Origin of the sequence: Bombilactobacillus bombi (assembly GCF_003522965.1) — a bacterium.
In the GTDB taxonomy this organism is placed as follows: Bacteria; Bacillota; Bacilli; order Lactobacillales; family Lactobacillaceae; genus Bombilactobacillus; species Bombilactobacillus bombi.
Genome location: NZ_CP031513.1, coordinates 401,444 through 420,602 on the forward strand (window position 1 = coordinate 401,444; position 19,159 = coordinate 420,602).

The following is a 19,159-nucleotide window of genomic DNA, read 5'->3' on the forward strand; positions in this document are numbered from 1 at the left end:
TGATTTGAAGAAAGAACGAGTTGATGTTTTAGCTGTTGAACAGAGTTTATTTATTTCTAGAGAACAAGCCAAAAGAGCTATTATGGCGGGTGAAGTTTATAATGCTGATAATTTGCGCTTGGATAAGCCAGGTGAAAAAATTGCCAGTGACAGTCAATTGCACTTAAAAGCTGGAGCTCACCAACAATATGTTGGGCGGGGAGCTTTTAAACTTGCTAAAGCATTACAAGTGTTTCAAATAGATTTAAAAGATCGATTATGTTTAGATATTGGTTCATCTACTGGTGGATTTACTGATGTAGCTCTGCAAAATGGTGCCCGCAAGGTTTATGCTCTCGATGTCGGCTATAATCAATTAGCATGGAAGTTGCGTGAGGATCCACGCGTTATTGTTATGGAACGAGTTAATTTTCGCTATAGTAAACCAGAAGATTTTACGCAAGGATTACCGGAATTTGCAATGACAGATGTTTCCTTTATTTCTTTGAAGCTCATTTTACCACCGTTACAACATATTTTAATTCCGGGACAAGATGCAGTTTGTCTAATTAAACCACAATTTGAAGCAGGACCAGAAAATGTAGGTAAGCATGGTGTGGTCCGGGATCATCATGTTCATGAAAAAGTTTTACAAGATATTATTAATTTTTCTTTGGAACACAATTACGATGTTTTGGGCTTAGATTTTTCGCCAATTACTGGAAGTGAAGGTAATATTGAATTCTTAATTCATTTACGTTTGAGTCAGCAACTAGGTCAACAAGCGGCCCAAGTCAATATTACCGACGTTTTGACTAGAGCATATGAACATTTAAAGCAAAGATAAATTTTGAGGTAGTAAAATGCTACAAGAATTAATTATTCAAGATTTTGCAATTATCAAAAAAATTGATATTCAATTTTTTAATGGTCTCACTGCTTTAACTGGTGAAACCGGTGCTGGTAAGTCCATTATCATGGATGCTTTAGGTTTATTAATGGGTAACCGTGGATTAAGTGAATATGTCCGTTCTGGTTGTCAAAAGGCGCTAGTACAGGGACTATTTACTGTCGAAAAAAATAATCAAACTTTGGTTAATCAATTTTGCCAAAAACATGGTATTGACTTTAGTGACCAAAATCTAATTATTCAACGCGAATTACAAACGAATGGACGCAATATTTGTCGAATTAATACTCAATTAGTACCGGTTTCTATTTTAAAGCAATTAGGTAAATATTTAGTAGATATTAGTGGACAAAATCAAAGCCAAAGTTTGTTAGATCCTAGTACACATGTGCACTTATTGGATGAGTTTGGAGCTGAACAAATTGCTCAGCCTTTAGCGACTTATCAATCTCAATATCAAATTTATCACAAATTAAAAAAGCAATTAGCTAATTTGCAAAATAATCAACAACAACGAGCTCAGCAACTAGACATGTTGCAATTTCAAGTACAAGAAATTCAAACTGCAGCTTTACAAGTCGATGAAGAAGAAAAATTAATCGATGAACAAAAAAAGCTCGCTAATTTCGAAAGAATTCATTCTAGCTTACAAACAGCCTATACGTATTTAGCGCAAAACAATACTGGAATTGTTGAACAAGTAAGTGATGTTTTGAAAGCAATGCAAAATATTAGTGAGTATGAAGATGAGTATGCTCAAATTGCCCAAGAAATTGAAAGTGCTTATTATGATTTGCAAGATAGTCAAGAACGTATTACTCAACAACTGGAACTACAAGATTATAATCCAGCGCGATTAGATGAAATTGAGCAACGTTTACAATTAATTCATGATTTAGAAAAAAAGTACGGTAATACTGTTGCTGAAGTAATAGCCTTTGGAGAAAAGGCACAACAGCAATTACAGCAATTGCAGCAAGAACAACAAGATCCACAACAATTACAAGAAAAGTTGCACCACCAAACTCAACTATTGCAAAAAGCTGCACAACAATTAAGTCAAAATCGCCACCAAACAGCTAAACACTTAACTCAGTCGATTGAAAAACAATTAAAATCAATGTATATGGAAAAAACCACTTTTGAAGTACGATTAACGCCGCAAGATTATACCGAGCAGGGTAATGAGGTCGTTGAATTTTATTTGCGGACTAATCCAGGTGAACAACTTAAACCATTAGCTAAAGTAGCCTCGGGTGGTGAATTAGCACGCATTATGCTAGCGTTGAAGACTGAATTAGCTCAATATCAGCCAGTGGGGACATTAGTTTTTGATGAAATTGATACAGGTGTCAGTGGTAGAGTAGCTCAAGCCATCGGCGAAAAAATGGCGCAGATTGCTCAGCATGTTCAAGTATTATGTATTACTCATTTACCCCAAGTAGCAGCAGTGAGTGATCAACAATATCTTGTAAAAAAAGAAATCAGCAGACAACACACAGTAGCAGCTATTGCCAATTTGAATCCGCAAGAAAGAGTTGATGTAATTGCACATATGCTAGAAGGAACAAAGGTAACTGCAATTACTCGACAACATGCACAGGAATTGTTACGTTTAGCACATGATAACTAGATACACTTGTTTTTGTTTCTAAAAATAAACTGCGTAACTTGAAAAAAGTTACTAATTAGTGCAATATAGTAAGTAATAATTTGTAAAAGGTTAGTGATGTCGTTGGCAAAGGGAATGCTGATTGTTTTATCTGGTCCATCGGGTGTTGGCAAGGGAACGGTTAGACAAGCAATGTTGAAAGATGCTACAAATAAGTTTAAATATTCAGTTTCCATGACAACCCGGCAAATGCGTCCTGGTGAAAAGAATGGTGTTGATTATTTTTTTTGCAGTAAGGATGAGTTTGAAGAACAAATTCGCCAAGGTGAAATGTTAGAATATGCACGTTATGTTGATAATTACTATGGTACTCCTTTGCGGTATGTACAAGAAACATTAGATGCTGGTACAGATGTTTTTTTAGAAATTGAAGTGAACGGTGCCATGCAAGTTAGAGAAAAAATGCCTAATGGGGTATTTATTTTTTTGACGCCGCCAGATTTGTCTAGTTTACGCAATCGAATTACACATCGTGGCTCAGAAGATACAACTACAATTGATAAACGAATGGAAAAAGCTAGACAAGAAATTAAAATGATGTCAAACTATGATTATGCAGTTGTTAATGATGAAGTTCCGCGAGCTGTAAAGCGAATTGAACAAATTGTTAATAGTGAGCACTTGCGGGTTCCTCGCGTAATTGATAGTTATCGTAAAATGATTGGAGATAAATGATTATGATTTCATACCCATCGATTGATAAGTTACTAGATCAAGTTAATTCTCGTTATTCGTTATCTGTGTTAGCAGCAATGCGGGCCCATGAAATTGATGATGGTGATTCCAAAATGTTAACTAAGTATGAATCACCACGTTCTGTGGGACAAGCATTAGAAGAAATAGCAGACGGTAAAGTTAAGGTTGACCCAAGTTCAATTCTTTCAGAACGTAAAGCTGAAAGAGTTGAGCGGATTGAAGAAACCAAACTAGAACATCAAGAAGGTTTGGAAAATAAAAAAGATTAAGAACTTCTCCATCATGTACCTAACTGATGGAGTTTTTTTATATAAATAGATAAAAGGAGACCCACTTGTACGCACAGATTATAGTTGATGTACCCACGCAACAGACTAATCACAGTTTTGATTATTTGGTACCTTCCAATCTGGAAAATACGATTCAAAAAGGGATGCGCGTAGCAGTTCCTTTTGGACGCAGTCAGCGGCTGGTACAAGGATTTGTAGTTGGTTTAAGTGCCCACAGTAAGTTTTCTGGGCAACTTAAAGCAATTGATCACTTACTGGATTTGCGTCCAGTATTAAATGAAGAATTATTACAATTGTCGCAGTGGATGTCGCAGCAAACTTTTGGCTTTTGGATTTCGTGTATGCAGACGATGCTACCAAATGTTATGAGAGCCAAGTATCAAAAAATTGCGGTAGCTTTGACACCACAAATCCAAAATAATGATTTTTTTCAAGGCCAATCAGCACAAGTTATCGATAATAGTATATCTGTGAATATGCAAAAACAACTATTTAATTGGCAAAAAAAGCAATTAATTGACATCAAATATCTAGTTAAAGACCAAGCCAAGCAATTAAAACAATGGTTTATTCAACGTCAAGACCTTGATTATGCTCAAATATTGACAGAACTAAAGCCACAAGCTAAAAAGCAACGCAAATTAATTCAATTATTTATTGATCAGCCTAATTTACAACAAATTAGTTTGCAGCAATTATTACAAAAAGAACATTTTACTGCTGCAACCATTAACGCAGTAGTAAAAAAGGGCTGGTTGACTAAAGTTAAACAAGTAGTTTGGCGCCAGCCCACAGAACCTAAAATTACGCCTACTCATGATTTAGTACTGACAGCTCAACAACAGAATGCTTACCAAAAAATTATTAACGCACAAAATCAAGTAGTGTTATTACAAGGGATTACTGGGAGTGGCAAGACTGAAATCTATTTACAAGCAATTAAATATTTTTTACAACAAAAAAAGACAGCTTTAATGCTGGTACCTGAGATTTCGCTAACACCACAGATGGTAAGTCAAGTACGCGGGCGTTTTGGACATTTGGTAGCAGTGTTGCATAGTGGATTATCTAGCGGGGAACGCTATGATGAATGGCGACGGATTGAAACTGGGGCAGCGCGCGTGGTTGTTGGGGCGCGTTCTGCAGTTTTTGCACCTTTAAATAACTTAGGAATTATTATTATTGACGAAGAACATGAGGCTAGCTATAAGCAAGAAGATAATCCGCGCTATCATGCGCGTGATATTGCTTTATGGCGTGGAAAATATCATAATTGTCCTGTGGTTTTGGGTAGTGCAACCCCTAGTCTAGAATCACGGGCTCGTGGACAAAAGGGTGTTTACAAGTTGGTACATCTTAACCAACGAGTTAACCAACACGCGTTACCAACAGTTGAAGTTGTTGACTTAAGAATGCCAGCTAACTTGACTAAACAACCGGACTTATCCTTGCCTTTAGTTCAGGCACTCAAAGTTTGCTTACAACGTCAAGAACAGGCAATTTTACTCTTAAATCGACGGGGATTTTCGTCATTTTTATTGTGTCGTGAATGTGGATATGTGCCACAATGTCCTAATTGTGATATTTCTTTAACTGTCCATTTACAAGAACATTGTTTAATGTGCCATTATTGTGGACATAAAGAAGCCATTCCCACCGTGTGCCCGCAGTGTAAGAGTAAAAAAATTCGTTTTAGTGGTACTGGAACGCAAAAGGTAGAACAACAATTACAAACTATTTTGCCTACAGCTCGTATAATCCGGATGGACAATGACACCACTAAGCATAAGGGAGCTCATCAACAATTATTAGAACGATTTGAGCAAACAGGTGATATTTTATTAGGAACGCAAATGATCGCGAAAGGACTTGACTTTCCTAATGTTACGTTAGTAGGAGTTATTAATGCTGATACTGGATTAATAACCAATGATTTTCGCTCTAGTGAGCGTACTTTTCAGTTATTAACCCAAGTAAGTGGCCGTGCGGGTCGTGCTCAAAAAACAGGTAAAGTTTATATTCAAACTTATAATCCTCAGCATTATGCGATTAAGTTAGCAGCGCAACAAGATTATGAAAAATTTTACCAGCAAGAAATGCAATTTCGCCATCAAGCTGGTTACCCGCCTTATTATTATTTAATTAAAATTACAATTTCGCATCATTCACAAGCACAGGCTTTTAAGATGGCTTATAATATAGCTAAACAAGTACGCACCGTCTTAAAAAAGGATGAGCAGTTATTAGGTCCGACAGAACCAACGATTGCACGGATTAAAAATCGTTATTATTATCAAATAGTAATTAAATATCGGATAAATCCTAATTTATTAAAAGTTTTACATCAAATCGTTAATAATGTTCAAATTGATAAAAAAAGAGGTTTTTTAGTTGCAGTTGATAATGAACCTCAACAAATGGAGTGATTGAGATGACAAAAATTATTTTTATGGGAACACCCGAATTTGCTGTGCCCATTTTAGACGGCTTAGTCCAAAATGACTATGAAATTGTGGGAGTAGTAACGCAACCAGATCGTGCAGTAGGACGTAAACAAAAAATCAGCTATTCACCAGTTAAAAAGTATGCTGTGCAACATAATTTACCCTTGTATCAGCCAGAAAAATTAGCACATAGTGCTGAGTTAGCTGAGTTAATTGCTTTACAAGCAGATTTAATTATTACAGCAGCTTTTGGCCAATTTTTGCCGACAAAACTTTTGCAATCGGCCCAAATTGCACCGCTTAATGTACATGGCTCTTTATTACCTCGTAATCGAGGAGGAGCCCCTGTACAACGGGCAATTATGAATGGCGATTTGAAGACAGGAATCACAATTATGTACATGGCCGCCAAAATGGATGCTGGTGACATTATTAGTCAACAAGCAATTGACATCAAACCTACAGATACAGCTGGTAGTTTATTTGAGAAATTAAGTATTATTGGCCGAGATTTATTGCTAGCTAGTTTGCCGCAAGTCATTGCCGGCACAAATAAGCGTGTAACCCAAGATGAAAGTTTAGTCACTATAACTCCTAATATCAGTCCAGAAGAAGAGCAAATTGATATTTCACAGCCAGCAATAGTGATCAATCGCCAAGTTAGAGGACTTAATCCTGATCCAGGGGCTTATTTATTTTTAAATGAGGTCCGCACTAAAGTATTTCAGACAAGTGTTGGTAAAGAAACCACTGATTTATTACCTGGTCAAGTAGTTGTGAGAACGAAAAAACAATTGGCAATTGCGGCTGGTAAGCAAACAGTAATTTATTTAGAACAAATTCAACCGGCTGGTAAGGCAGTTATGCCAATTACTGCCTTTTTAAACGGCAAAGGGAAGGATATCCAAGTTGGCGAACAAATTATTAAATAATAATCCTCGATATTTAGCAACCCAAATTTTAAATCAAGTTTTAAACGGCAGCGGCTATTCCAATGTGTTAATTAATCAGTATTTAACACAATATCAGCTAGTCAGCGCTGATCAGCGTTTGTTAGTACAATTAGTTTATGGAGTGTTGCAACATAAGTTGACTTTGGATTACTTTTTAGAAAAATATCTGCAACAACAAAAGCATCTCCAAACATGGGTACGTAATTTATTGCGCATTTCGGTTTATCAAATGCGTTATTTGGATCGGATTCCTGAACGCGCCATTTTTTACGAAGCGACTCAAATTGCCAAAATTATTGGTGGTCAAAAGGTTGCCGGATTAATAACTGCCGTTTTGCGTAATTTGCAACGTGACGGCTGGATGACCTTCGACAAGTTAGATAAGCAAAAGCGCTTAAGTATCGAATATAGTGTGCCCCAGTGGATTATTAAACGGCTCGTTAAGCAAGTTGGTTTGGAAAAAACTACCCAAATTTTAATTAGTTTAAATCAACCACCTAAGACTTCTATTCGTGTTAATACTGCTAAAATTAGTCGCTCAGAGTTACAACAACAATTAGAACACGACAATTTTCAAGTGCATCCTAGTGCTGTTAGCCCAGTCGGTTTAGTTATTGACCAAGGATCTATTATTCATAGTCAATGGTTTCAAGCTGGCTATTGTACAGTGCAAGATGAAAGTTCGATGTTAGTTGCACCAGCTCTACAAGCACAAGATAATAGCCAAATTTTAGATGCTTGCGCTGCTCCAGGCGGGAAAACTACACATTTGGCAACTTATATGCAATCTGGTATGGGTCAAGTGACCGCTTTAGATTTGCATGCTAATAAATTGCGTTTGATTGAGCAAAATGCTCATCGTTTGGGTGTGGCTGAACAAATAACTACTTTAGCAATGGATGCACGTCAAGTCGGTCAACAATTTGCTCCTCAAACATTTGAGCGAATTTTAGTCGATGCGCCTTGTTCAGGATTGGGGTTGTTAAGACGCAAGCCTGAAATTAGGTATACCAAACAAGAAAGTGATCTTTTTGATTTGGCTGCAATTCAGCTAGCAATTTTAGAAGCAGTAGATCCATTATTGACTGTAGGCGGATTATTAGTTTATAGTACCTGTACGATTTTTGAACCTGAAAATCAACAAGTAATTGCTAAATTTTTACAAAATCATCCTGAATATACCGCAGTCAAGGTCCAAACGGACTTAGCTTTAACTAAGATTCATCGTGGACAATTTGTTCAAATTTATCCTGATGATTATGAAACAGACGGCTTTTTTATTGCAGCATTAAAAAAACAGTAAATCAGATCAAATACCCAAAAATGAGGTAATAATTATGGATATTGCTTTTAAAACTGATATTGGCAAAAAACGTCAAACCAATCAAGATTATGTTCAAGTATATCGAAACCAAGCTAATGTAGTATTTGCGGTAGTAGCAGATGGTATGGGCGGGCATCGAGGCGGAGATGTCGCTTCTGATATGGTCGTTAATCATTTTGGAACTGAATTTCAGAAAAACACATCACGTGATATCAAAGAAGTTTCACATTGGGCCAATGATATTTTAGCGCTTGAGAATAAGCGAGTAATTGCTTTATCGAATCAGGATAGTGAATTAACGGGAATGGGGACCACCATTGTCGGGGCTTTTGTTTTTCCAAAGCAGTTAGTGGTCTTTAATGTTGGTGATAGTCGTTGTTATTTATTAAGAGATGGTAAACTGCAACAATTGAGTTTTGATCATTCATTGGTAAATGAACTTTTAATTTCAGGAGCGATTACTGAACAAGAAGCTAAGCATCATCCTAATAAAAACATTATTACACAAAGTTTGGGTGTTTCTCCCGATGTCAGTCCGACTTTTGGCACTTTTGATTTACAAACCAGCGATCAATTGCTGCTTTGCAGTGATGGTCTATCTAATATGGTAGATGACGAGCAATTAGAACAAGTGTTACAAAAAAAATTAACAGCCCAGCAAAAATGTGATTTGCTAATACAAATGGCCAATGATGCTGGTGGAAGCGATAATATCACAGCTTTAGTGGTTGATATGCAAGGTAATAGTGAGGTGGTCGCCCATGATTAATAAAGGCGATTTAATTGCTAATCGCTATTTAATTGTCGACACTCTGGGAGAAGGAGGGATGTCGAATGTTTATTTAGCAGAGGATACTTACCTACATCGAAAAGTAGCACTGAAAAGCCTGCGGGCTGATTTGCAAAATGATGAACAAATTCGTTTGCGTTTTCAACGCGAATCGCGCGCTATGAGTAAGTTGTCTAGCCCTTATATTGTTAATATTTTGGATGTGGGCGACGAAGATATACCTTTTATTGTAATGGAATACGTTCCAGGTGGCAGTTTAAAAAAATATATTAAGCATCACTTTCCGATACCATATCCACAAGTTATTAAGCTAATGGAAGAAATTTTGCAGGGTGTAGCAGTAGCGCATCAACATGGGATTATTCATCGTGATCTCAAACCGCAGAATGTTATGATTACTCCTGAACAACATGCTAAAGTAGCTGACTTTGGGATTGCTCTATCACAAGGAGAGCAATCTATTACACAGACCAATTCGACTATGGGATCAGTACACTATATGGCACCAGAACGTGTGCGAGGTCAACAAGCCAGTGTCCAATCGGACATCTATGCTTTGGGCATTATTCTTTATGAAATGTTAACTAATCATCTTCCTTTTGATGGTGAAACATCACTAGCCATTGCTTTAAAACATTTCAACGAAGCAACCCCTAGTTTGCGACAAGCTCAACCTGATATTCCCCAAGCTTTAGAAAATGTTGTTTTTAGAGCAACTGCCAAAGATCCGAGTGTGCGTTACACAAGTGCTTTAGCAATGGCTACTGATTTAAAAACGGTTTTGTCACCACAAAGAGCGCATGAGCCAGTCTTTGTGCCATCAAATGACGAAAAAGAACGGAATGATTCTGAAGAGACTAAAGTTTTGCCCGAATTAGTAGATGATGACAATAAAAAAGATGTTCCTCCGATTAAAAAAAAGAATTCTAATAAAAAATTTTGGTGGCTTATGGCAGCTTTATTAGTAATTTTATTTTTGATCGGATGGGGGTGGTTGAATGCTCGTCAAGAAGTAGCAGTTCCAGATGTTACTAACCTCAATGCAACTCAAGCACGAGCAGTATTAAATAACTCACAATTAAAATCTCGTGTTAGTGCCAGTGAACATAGTAATCGCGTGGCTAAAAATGATATTATCCGTTCAGTCCCTCCCAAAGGAACGCATGTTAAATCTGGTACTACGATTAAGCTAGTTCGCAGTTTAGGACCGGTTTTGAGGACAGTTCCCAATGTTGTAGGGCAAAATTATTATGAAGCTCGTAATCAACTCACAAGTTTGGGGTTTAGAGTTAAACGGATTAATCGTTATTCACAAACTGTGCCAGCAGGCAATGTTATTAAGCAAACGCCGCGGGCTAAAAGCCGGATTGCATCTAAAAAGAAAGCTGTGCGTTTAACCGTTTCTTTAGGACAAAAAAATTATAGTTTTGCTGTTAAAGATTTAACGGGTTATAATTTACGCGGAGCCCAAGATTACGCTAACGAAGAGGGATTGCAATTGGTAGTCAAAACTGTACCATCTAGTACTGTTGAAAAGGGCAACGTAGTATCTCAAAATCCCATTGCTGGCACAAGAATTTTACGTGGGGCTTCATTGGTCGTAAATATTTCTAGTGGCAAGCCTGATAATAGTGATCAACATAATAATAGCGATGCTAATACTAATCCAACAGGCACATCTCCACAAACTGTTACTAGGACGATTAATTTACCATTTAATGGACAGGATAATCAAAGCAAGAATACCTTTCAAATTTATATTAAAGACGCTAATCACAATTTGAATGATTTATATAAAGAAACTGAGATTGATTCTACAACACAAATTACAATACCCTTTCAACTTAACAAAGGCCAAACAGGGCAATATAAAGTGGTTCGAGATGGGATTGTTTTAGATTCGGAAAACGTAACGGCAGGTTGATGTATGCAAACAGGAAAAATAATTAAATCCAACAGTGGTTTTTATGATGTTCAAACTGCTAATCAAGAAATTATTCGTACGCGAGCGCGGGGTAATTTTCGTCAAAAGAAAATTAAACCGATTGTAGGTGATTGGGTTGAGTTCGAAAATGATTATCTTTTAAAAATCAAACCCCGCAAAAACGAAGTGGTACGTCCCTTAATCGCGAATGTTGATCAAGCTTTAGTAGTTATAACTGCTGTTGAACCGCAATTTTCTACTAATTTATTAGATCGGTTTTTGGTAGTTTTAACTGCCCAAAAAATTAAACCGCTAATTTATCTCAGTAAGATAGATTTAGCCCCAAAGCAACAGCAAACACAGCTTATAGAACAATTAAAATATTATCAAAGTTGTGGTTATCAAGTTTTTATATCCAACGAAGTTAAACAAAATCCTCAATCATTGATTGCCGCCTTAGATAATAAAGAGACCGTTTTGGCTGGACAAACAGGTGCTGGCAAATCAACATTATTAAATCACTTAATTCCCAATCTTAATTTAGAGACAGGCAGTATTTCTACTAGCTTAAATCGTGGTAAACACACTACCAGAATGGTTACATTATATCCGTTTCATAAGGGCCTTATTGCTGATACACCTGGATTTTCTTCGCTTACTTTGCAAAACATTACGCGCGAAAACTTGCCACAATTATTTCCAGATTTTGTTTCCTTAAAAGATAAGTGTAAATATCGAAGCTGTGTCCATTTAAATGAACCTGATTGTGCCATCAAGCAAGCTGTTGACAGTGGTAAAATAATGAACAGCCGATATCTGAATTATTGTCAATTTCAAGCAGAAATTGCTCAAGAACGTCCAGTATATTTAAAAACTGATAAAAGGAGTAAAAAAAAATAATGGCTAATCAAACTTTAATTGCCCCCTCAATTTTAAGTGCGGATCGGTTAAATTTGCAGCGGGATATTCAAGCGGCCGATGCAGCCGGAGCTGATTTATTTCATATTGACTTAATGGATGGTGTTTTTGTTCCTAATTTAACTTTTGGTCCAGATTTTATTAAGTCAATTAATCAAATCACACAAGTACCCCTAGATGCGCATTTGATGGTGTCAACTCCAGAGAACTATTTGGATAGTGTAGTGGCCGCAGGAGCCGATTTAATTAATGTTCATGTCGAAAGTACAAAGCACATTTATCGTGTTGTGCAACGTATTCAAGAATTGAATGTGCGTGCGGGTGTAGTTTTAAATCCGGGAACTAGCATTGCCAGTATCGAACCATTGTTGCATATTGTTGATAATATTTTGGTGATGACTGTGAATCCTGGCTTTGGCGGGCAAGTATTTATTGCAGAAATGATAGATAAAGTTAGTCAATTAGCAAAATTACGGACAGCTCATAGTGATTATACGTACAGTATTGAAGTTGATGGCGGAGTAAATGAGCAGACAATTAAGTTATGCCAGCAAGTAGGTGCTAATGTTTTTGTAGCGGGTTCGTATGTATTTGGTCATGATATTACTCAGAGAATTAATAATTTAAAGCAGGCGTTAATCAATGAAAACAGTTAATCTTTTACTAGGCTCTACCAGTAATTTACCTGATTTAACGGCAATCTCTGGCCCGTGGGTTGGTGTTGATCATGGTACTTCTATTTTGTTGCAAAATCATATTACTCCAATAATTAGTGTAGGAGACTTTGATTCTTTGAATGTAACTGAACGCCAACAAATGGAATCACAAGTTAATGATATTCGTTATTCTAATCCCATTAAGGATTACACCGATTCACAAATGGGTTTACAAATAGCTCTGCAAGATTTGCAGGCCGAACAAGTCAATATTTATGGTGCTATTGGTGGGCGGATAGATCATGAATTAGTGAATATCTTTTTACCATTAGATTTAACTCTGGGAAGTAATATTCATAAAATTCGATTGATTGATCGACAAAATATAATTGAATATTTTACTCCTGGTAATTATGAAATTAAATATTTACCCAATATGAAATACTTAGGCTTTTTTAATTTAACTGCAGTTAAACAATTAGAAATTAAAGATGCTAAATATAAGTTACCGGCTACTGACTTTTTACGCCCAGTTTCTTTGGCCAGCAATGAATTTGTTCAGCCAACTGTCCATTTTAGTTTTGCGGATGGGGTTGTGGCCGTGATTCAAAGTAAAGATATTAAACAATAAAAAAACGACTAGCTTTTGCTAGTCGTTTTTTGTTTACTATTATTTAGACACGAGTAACTTTTCCAGATTTCAAAGCGCGTGCGGAAACCCAAACACGTTTAGGTTTACCATCAACTAAAATCCGTACTTTTTGGAGATTAGCTTTCCAAGAACGCCGTGATGAATTCAAAGCATGGGAACGCTTGTTACCAAAGCGAGTTCTGCGTCCAGTGATAATATCTTTTGCCATGGGACAAAACCTCCTTGTCCGACTTAAAATTTCTTTTTATGAACACTTAAATATGTTACCATCTAAAAATAGAGAAAGCAAGCAAGAATTAAAGTAAAATTACTTGACAGGTTTTTTTGCTGCTTTCACAATTTAGTATGCTATGATAGAATCTAGTAATGATACGTGAAAAGCGGGGTGTTAGTTTTGGCAGTATCGATTCAAACCAAATATGGTAATGTTGATATTTCTAACGAAGTAATTGCAACAATTGTCGGTTGTGCTGCAACTGATATTTATGGAATTGTTGGTATGGCCAGCAAAAATCAGTTGCGTGATGGTTTTAATACAATTTTAAAACGAGAGAATTTTGCCAAAGGCGTTGTTGTTCGCCAAACAGAATCTGGCACGATAGTTGATGTTTACATTATTGTTGGTTATGGAGTTAAAATTTCAGAAGTGTGCCGCAATGTTCAAAGTAAGGTAAAATATAATCTTGAAACTTTACTAGGTGCACCAACAGCCCATGTTAATGTATATGTTCAAGGTGTTAAAATTTTAGAAGAGGATTAACTGGAGGAATCTCAATTGTCAGTTAACGTAATTACTAATAATGAATTTAAAGATATGATTCGCATGGGTTCACATCGTTTGGGACAAAACGCTAAATTTGTGAATTCTTTAAATGTTTTTCCAGTTCCTGATGGTGATACAGGAACAAATATGAATTTAACCTTTCAATCAGGCTACCAGTCTGTTAATGAATCAACATCAACGCATGTTGGTGAATTAGCCCAATCCTTGTCTAAAGGATTATTAATGGGTGCTCGTGGTAATTCAGGAGTAATTACTTCGCAAATTTTTCGAGGTTTTGGAAAAAATATTGAATCTAAAGAAACTTTAACGGCTCAGGAATTAGCAGCTGCTCTGGTAGCAGGAGTTCAAACTGCCTATAAAGCAGTTATGAAACCCGTTGAAGGTACCATTTTGACGGTTGCTAGAGGGGCATCAGAAGCTGCTGCTAATGTAGCTAAAAGTAGTGATGATATCACGCAAGTAATGTTAGCTGCAGTTAATGGTGCGAGAAAGGCCTTGGCAACGACACCAGATTTGTTACCAGTACTCAAAGAAGTTGGAGTAGTTGATTCTGGTGGTCAAGGATTAGTATTTATTTATGAAGGATTTTTTGAAGCTTTGGGTGGTAATTTAGAAGCCAGTGAATATCAGCCTGATGAAACAGAAATGGATGAAATGCTGAATGCAGTCCATCATCAGGCGGTACAAAATCAATTTAGTAATGATGATATTCAAAATGGATTTTGTACGGAGATGATGGTAACACTGGGCGTAAATGCTACAAGTAATGATACCTTTAATTATGATGATTTTCGGAATTATTTAGATGGTATCGGAGATTCTTTATTGGTTGTTGCTGATGATGAAGTTGTGAAAGTCCATGTGCATACACAACATCCGCAAAAAGTATTTACTTATGGTCGTCGTTATGGAGAATTGGCCAAGATTAAAATTGATAATATGCGTATTCAACATGAAACCATTGTTGAAGACCAACCTGTCAAAGAGCAACCACAAATTGATTATGGTATTATCGCAGTAGCTTCTGGAACTGGTTTAGAAAAATTATTCCAAAGTTTAGGTGTGACAACAATTATTAGTGGGGGTCAAACTATGAATCCCTCAACCAAAGACATCGTGACTGCGATTGAACAAAGTAATGCTAAGCGCGTTTTGATATTACCTAATAATGGCAATATTATAATGGCAGCTAAACAAGCTGGACAAGTGGTTGATATTCCAACGGCAATTATTCCAAGTAAGTCAATTGCTCAAGGGATGACTGCTTTGTTATCTTTTGATATGAATGCTGACTTAGAGCAAAACGAAGCTAATATGACGGATGCTTTGAGTACGGTCAAAAGTGGACAAATTACTACTGCTGTCCGTGATACTGAGATTGGCAATTTGAAAATTAATAAAGATGATTTAATTGGTTTAGTTGACGGTGATATTGTAGTTAGTGGTCAGGATCTGCTCCAAGTTAGTCAAGAAATGGTTGCTAAAATGGTCGATGAGGATAGTGAAATTGTCACTATTTTAATTGGTGCCGATGGTAGTCAAGAAATGGCAGAAAATATTTCTCAAAACATTGTAACTGCTTTTCCAGATTTGGAAACTGAGATTCACAATGGCGATCAACCAATTTATCCATATTTAATCTCAGTTGAATAGTCCCAGTAGAACTAAAACACAAGTCAATTAAAAATAAGACATTAGACAAAGTGAAATTTGTCCGCTTAGTTCAGAGACGAATGATAATTTTGATTGATGGACTATAAATCCTGCTATGACTTAGTTAATTATTGATACGCAAAGAATGCGGGACAATATTTTGTCCCGTTTTCTTTTTATTATAAAAAGATTAGTGGTGTATTATGTCAGATTTATTAAAATCAGTCAGCTATTTATCTGGTGTAGGAAGCAAAACTCAGCAAGCACTGGCCGAATTAGGAATTTTCACTATTCAAGATTTATTGTATTATTTTCCATTGCGCTACGAAGACTTGTTGTTAAAATCAGTGGATGAAGCAAGTGATCAAGAAAAAATTGTGATTAAAGGTGTAGTGGCTAGCAATCCAGTTTTACGGCGTTTTGGTTATAAAAAAACAATGTTAGTCGTGCGGATATTGTTAGATACAGAAACCATACCTATAACTTTTTTTAACCAACCATGGCTACAAGATAAATTTTTAGTGGGCCAAGAAGCATTAGTTTATGGACGTTGGAATGAAGCTAAAAGATCATTAACAGGAATCAAAGTTTTAAATCAAACCTCCTTTGACCAGGAAAGTCTAGCTTCTATTTATCCGACAAATAAAAAAATTCATCAAACTACACTAATTAAATTAATTAAACAAGCAGTTACTAAATATGCTAATCAAGCTTTAGAGATTTTTGATTCTTCATTAAGAACCAAGTACCATTTGCTTTCAGAAAGTCAAATTATTAAAGGAATGCATTTTCCTACAGATGCGCAACAGGCTCAATCAGCTCGGCGTAGTGCCAAGTTTCGCGAGCTTTTTCTTTATCAAGCTCGTCTAGCTCAATTGAAGCAAGCTAATGCGCAAGATGTGTCAGGATTACGCGAAGAATACAATGAGTCTTATGTTGAAAAATTTATCCAGCAATTTCATTTTTCCTTGACTCTGGCTCAAAAACGAGTTTTACACGAAATTTTGCAAGATATGAAATCTGATCAGGCAATGAATCGCTTATTACAAGGCGATGTTGGTAGTGGCAAGACAGCAGTAGCTGCGACTACAATGTTTGCCTCCATTACGGCTGGGTTTCAAGCAGTTTTGATGGCTCCGACTGAAATCTTGGCACAGCAGCACTATTTAAAATTGAAGCCCTTATTCGCACAATTTCAATTAACTACTACTTTATTGACAAGCTCGTTAACACCTGCGCAACGAAGCCAAGAACTTTCCAAAATTAAACAGGGTCGGTATAATATCATTATTGGGACGCAGGCACTTTTTCAAGATGATGTAACTTATAATCATTTGGGCTTAGTTGTAATTGATGAGCAACATCGTTTTGGTGTGGAACAGCGCCGGGCTTTACGTCAAAAAGGCAGTTGTCCTGATGTTTTGTTGATGACTGCTACACCGATACCGCGCACACTGGCCATCACATATTATGGTGAAATGGATTTGTCAATAATTGATGAATTACCTGCTGGCCGAAAAAAAGTTGAAACTTATTGGCTTCGTTTTAATAAAATGGATCAAGTGCATCGGTTTTTGCAAATCCAACTGCAACAACACGCCCAAGTTTTTGTGATTGCGCCGCTAATTAGTGAATCTGAGAAAATGGATTTGCATAATGCCGAAGATATTTATGAGCAGATGAAAGTGGAGTTTCCCCAAAAGAAAATTTCTTTATTACACGGACAAATGGCTGCAGATGATAAAGAAATTGTGATGCAGGATTTTCAAAAACAAAGAATTGATATTCTCGTATCCACAACTGTGGTGGAAGTCGGGGTTGACGTACCAAATGCAACAGTAATGGTGATTTATAATGCTGATCGTTTTGGATTATCGCAATTACATCAATTACGTGGGCGCGTAGGCCGCGGAAGACGACAATCGTATTGTATTTTGATTGCTGATCCGCATAATAAAACAGCTATAGAGCGGTTAAGAATTATGACACAAACTAACGATGGTTTTAAATTGGCACAAAAAGATTTACAGTTGCGTGGCTCAGGAGATGTTTTTGGTAAAAAGCAATCCGGTGTTCCTAACTTTAAAGTCGCAGATCTTCTGGCTGATGAGCAGATATTAATAGCTGCTCATCAAGAAGTAGAACAATTATTTGCTCAAGATCCACAATTACACAAACATCCTGAATTACGAGCTTATTTAAAATCACAAAAATTACAAACTTTAGATTAATTATGAGGTAAAAAATGAAAATAGCAGTAGATACTATGGGCGGTGATCACGCACCAGAAGTGGTTATTAAAGGTGTGGAACGTGCACGCGATGAATTTTCTGATTTGGAATTTCTTTTGTATGGGGATGAAGACCAAATCAAACAATATTTAACTAATACTGAACGGATGACAGTTGTCCCTACTCAAAGTGTAATTTTAGGTACGGATGAACCAATGAAAGCTATTCGGCAAAAAAAGGACTCTTCGATGGTAATGGCTGCACAGGCAGTTAAACAACAAAAGGCAGATGCTTTGTTCTCATTAGGAAATACAGGAGCTTTACTAGCCGCCGGAATTTTTATAATAGGTCGTTTAAAAAATATTGCTCGACCAGCTTTGATGCCAACCTTGCCCGGAATGAGCTTAGAAAAGGGATTTAATTTTTTAGATGTTGGTGCCAATGCTGAAGCAAAAGTTAATTATTTAATACAATGGGCAGTGATGGGCTCTTTTTATGCGCATGAGGTTAAGGGATTGGCTAATCCGCGCGTAGGCCTCTTAAATAATGGAAGCGAATTTGACAAGGGGGATAAGCTGCACCAAGAAGCTTATCAGGAACTAAGTAAAATTAAAGAAATTAATTTCATTGGTAATGTTGAAGCTGATGGGTTATTACAGGGCGCAGCTGATGTTGTTGTTACAGATGGTTTTACAGGTAATGCCGTGTTAAAAGCTATTGAAGGCAGTGTAAAAGTGCTGATGTCGCAGTTAAAACATGCTTTATTAAACAATGGTTCACGTGCTAAAATTGGAGCTCTTTTAGCTAAGCCTGCTTTGAGCTCAATTAAATCCACGTTCGATGTGGCATCTTATGGTGGAGCTGTCTTAATGGGCGTAAAAGCACCGGTAGTTAAATCGCACGGTTCATCAGATGCCCGAACAGTATATTATGCTTTAGTCCAATTAAGAATGATGTATAATAAAGGAATGCTGAATCAGGTAATAGAGTATTTTGATCAGCAACCTCAAAATTAATATTTTCTGTGGAGATGATTAACATGACTGAAAAAGAAGTTTTCGATAAAATTGCTAATTTATTAAGTGAACGTTTTGATGTAGAACAAAGCAGTATTACAATGGATACCGATTTTCAAAATGATTTACAAGCTGATTCTATTGATATGGTTGAATTTGAATTAGAATTAGAAGATGATTTTGGCGAAGAAATGCCCGATGAAGAAGCAGCCCAAATCAAAACAGTTGGGCAAGCAGTTAAATATATTACAGCACACCAACAATAAT

General features: G+C 36.6%; 18 protein-coding genes. 17 read left to right on the top strand and 1 reads right to left on the bottom strand.

Going from position 1 to position 19,159, the window contains the following annotated elements:
- Nucleotides 1-4: 4 nt before the first annotated feature.
- The 12 genes from DS830_RS02150 (at nucleotide 5) to DS830_RS02205 (ending at nucleotide 13,187) form a co-directional block, all read left to right on the top strand.
- The gene (locus tag DS830_RS02150) at nucleotides 5-826 is read left to right on the top strand and encodes a TlyA family RNA methyltransferase (protein ID WP_118908062.1); all 822 of its coding nucleotides are present in this window, start codon (nucleotides 5-7) and stop codon (nucleotides 824-826) included.
- Between the two features lie 16 nt (nucleotides 827-842).
- Nucleotides 843-2,522: a DNA repair protein RecN gene (gene recN, locus DS830_RS02155; protein WP_118908063.1), complete on the top strand. Its 1,680-nt coding sequence runs from the start codon at nucleotides 843-845 to the stop codon at nucleotides 2,520-2,522.
- 96 nt (nucleotides 2,523-2,618) lie between these two features.
- A complete protein-coding gene (gmk, locus tag DS830_RS02160; protein ID WP_118901185.1) occupies nucleotides 2,619-3,236 on the top strand; it encodes a guanylate kinase in 618 nt (205 codons plus the stop codon).
- A gap of 2 nt (nucleotides 3,237-3,238) precedes the next feature.
- Complete coding sequence (gene rpoZ, locus DS830_RS02165; protein ID WP_118901187.1) at nucleotides 3,239-3,526, top strand: DNA-directed RNA polymerase subunit omega; 288 nt, start codon at nucleotides 3,239-3,241, stop codon at nucleotides 3,524-3,526.
- Nucleotides 3,527-3,591: 65 nt separating this feature from the next.
- Nucleotides 3,592-5,973 carry a primosomal protein N' gene (gene priA / locus DS830_RS02170; RefSeq protein WP_118908064.1) on the top strand — a complete coding sequence of 794 codons (2,382 nt, stop codon included), beginning with the start codon at nucleotides 3,592-3,594 and terminating at the stop codon, nucleotides 5,971-5,973.
- A gap of 5 nt (nucleotides 5,974-5,978) precedes the next feature.
- A complete protein-coding gene (fmt, locus tag DS830_RS02175) occupies nucleotides 5,979-6,923 on the top strand; it encodes a methionyl-tRNA formyltransferase (protein WP_118908065.1) in 945 nt (314 codons plus the stop codon).
- Nucleotides 6,901-8,247, top strand: coding sequence for a 16S rRNA (cytosine(967)-C(5))-methyltransferase RsmB (gene rsmB, locus DS830_RS02180; RefSeq protein ID WP_118908066.1), 1,347 nt, complete (start codon nucleotides 6,901-6,903; stop codon nucleotides 8,245-8,247). Before fmt ends, rsmB begins: the two co-directional genes overlap by 23 nt.
- Nucleotides 8,248-8,281: 34 nt before the next feature.
- Entirely contained in the window at nucleotides 8,282-9,037 is a 756-nt protein-coding gene (locus DS830_RS02185; RefSeq protein ID WP_118908067.1) for a Stp1/IreP family PP2C-type Ser/Thr phosphatase, read from the top strand.
- Nucleotides 9,030-10,982 carry a Stk1 family PASTA domain-containing Ser/Thr kinase gene (gene pknB / locus DS830_RS02190; RefSeq protein ID WP_118908068.1) on the top strand — a complete coding sequence of 651 codons (1,953 nt, stop codon included), beginning with the start codon at nucleotides 9,030-9,032 and terminating at the stop codon, nucleotides 10,980-10,982. Before DS830_RS02185 ends, pknB begins: the two co-directional genes overlap by 8 nt.
- Before the next feature lie 3 nt (nucleotides 10,983-10,985).
- Nucleotides 10,986-11,882 carry a ribosome small subunit-dependent GTPase A gene (gene rsgA, locus DS830_RS02195; protein WP_118908069.1) on the top strand — a complete coding sequence of 299 codons (897 nt, stop codon included), beginning with the start codon at nucleotides 10,986-10,988 and terminating at the stop codon, nucleotides 11,880-11,882.
- Nucleotides 11,882-12,556, top strand: a complete 675-nt coding sequence (gene rpe, locus DS830_RS02200; protein ID WP_118908070.1) for a ribulose-phosphate 3-epimerase — start codon at nucleotides 11,882-11,884, stop codon at nucleotides 12,554-12,556. Before rsgA ends, rpe begins: the two co-directional genes overlap by 1 nt.
- Nucleotides 12,543-13,187 carry a thiamine diphosphokinase gene (locus DS830_RS02205; RefSeq protein ID WP_118901201.1) on the top strand — a complete coding sequence of 215 codons (645 nt, stop codon included), beginning with the start codon at nucleotides 12,543-12,545 and terminating at the stop codon, nucleotides 13,185-13,187. Before rpe ends, DS830_RS02205 begins: the two co-directional genes overlap by 14 nt.
- Before the next feature lie 43 nt (nucleotides 13,188-13,230).
- Here the strand turns inward: DS830_RS02205 and rpmB are convergent, their stop codons facing one another.
- Nucleotides 13,231-13,416 (bottom strand): 50S ribosomal protein L28, encoded by a 186-nt coding sequence (gene rpmB, locus DS830_RS02210; RefSeq protein ID WP_045922495.1) that lies wholly within the window; start codon nucleotides 13,414-13,416, stop codon nucleotides 13,231-13,233.
- 186 nt (nucleotides 13,417-13,602) lie between these two features.
- Here rpmB and DS830_RS02215 point away from each other — a divergent pair, with 186 nt between their 5' ends.
- The 5 genes from DS830_RS02215 to acpP all read left to right on the top strand — a co-directional run bounded on the left by DS830_RS02215 (nucleotide 13,603) and on the right by acpP (nucleotide 19,158).
- Nucleotides 13,603-13,968, top strand: coding sequence for an Asp23/Gls24 family envelope stress response protein (locus DS830_RS02215; RefSeq protein ID WP_118901203.1), 366 nt, complete (start codon nucleotides 13,603-13,605; stop codon nucleotides 13,966-13,968).
- A 15-nt stretch (nucleotides 13,969-13,983) separates the two neighbouring features.
- On the top strand, nucleotides 13,984-15,645 hold the full coding sequence (locus DS830_RS02220; RefSeq protein ID WP_118908071.1) for a DAK2 domain-containing protein: 1,662 nt from the start codon (nucleotides 13,984-13,986) through the stop codon (nucleotides 15,643-15,645).
- 203 nt (nucleotides 15,646-15,848) lie between these two features.
- Nucleotides 15,849-17,876: an ATP-dependent DNA helicase RecG gene (gene recG / locus DS830_RS02225; protein ID WP_118908072.1), complete on the top strand. Its 2,028-nt coding sequence runs from the start codon at nucleotides 15,849-15,851 to the stop codon at nucleotides 17,874-17,876.
- Nucleotides 17,877-17,890: 14 nt separating this feature from the next.
- Nucleotides 17,891-18,892: a phosphate acyltransferase PlsX gene (gene plsX, locus DS830_RS02230; RefSeq protein ID WP_118908073.1), complete on the top strand. Its 1,002-nt coding sequence runs from the start codon at nucleotides 17,891-17,893 to the stop codon at nucleotides 18,890-18,892.
- 23 nt (nucleotides 18,893-18,915) lie between these two features.
- Nucleotides 18,916-19,158 carry an acyl carrier protein gene (gene acpP / locus DS830_RS02235; protein WP_118901211.1) on the top strand — a complete coding sequence of 81 codons (243 nt, stop codon included), beginning with the start codon at nucleotides 18,916-18,918 and terminating at the stop codon, nucleotides 19,156-19,158.
- The last annotated feature ends 1 nt before the right edge of the window (nucleotide 19,159 follow it).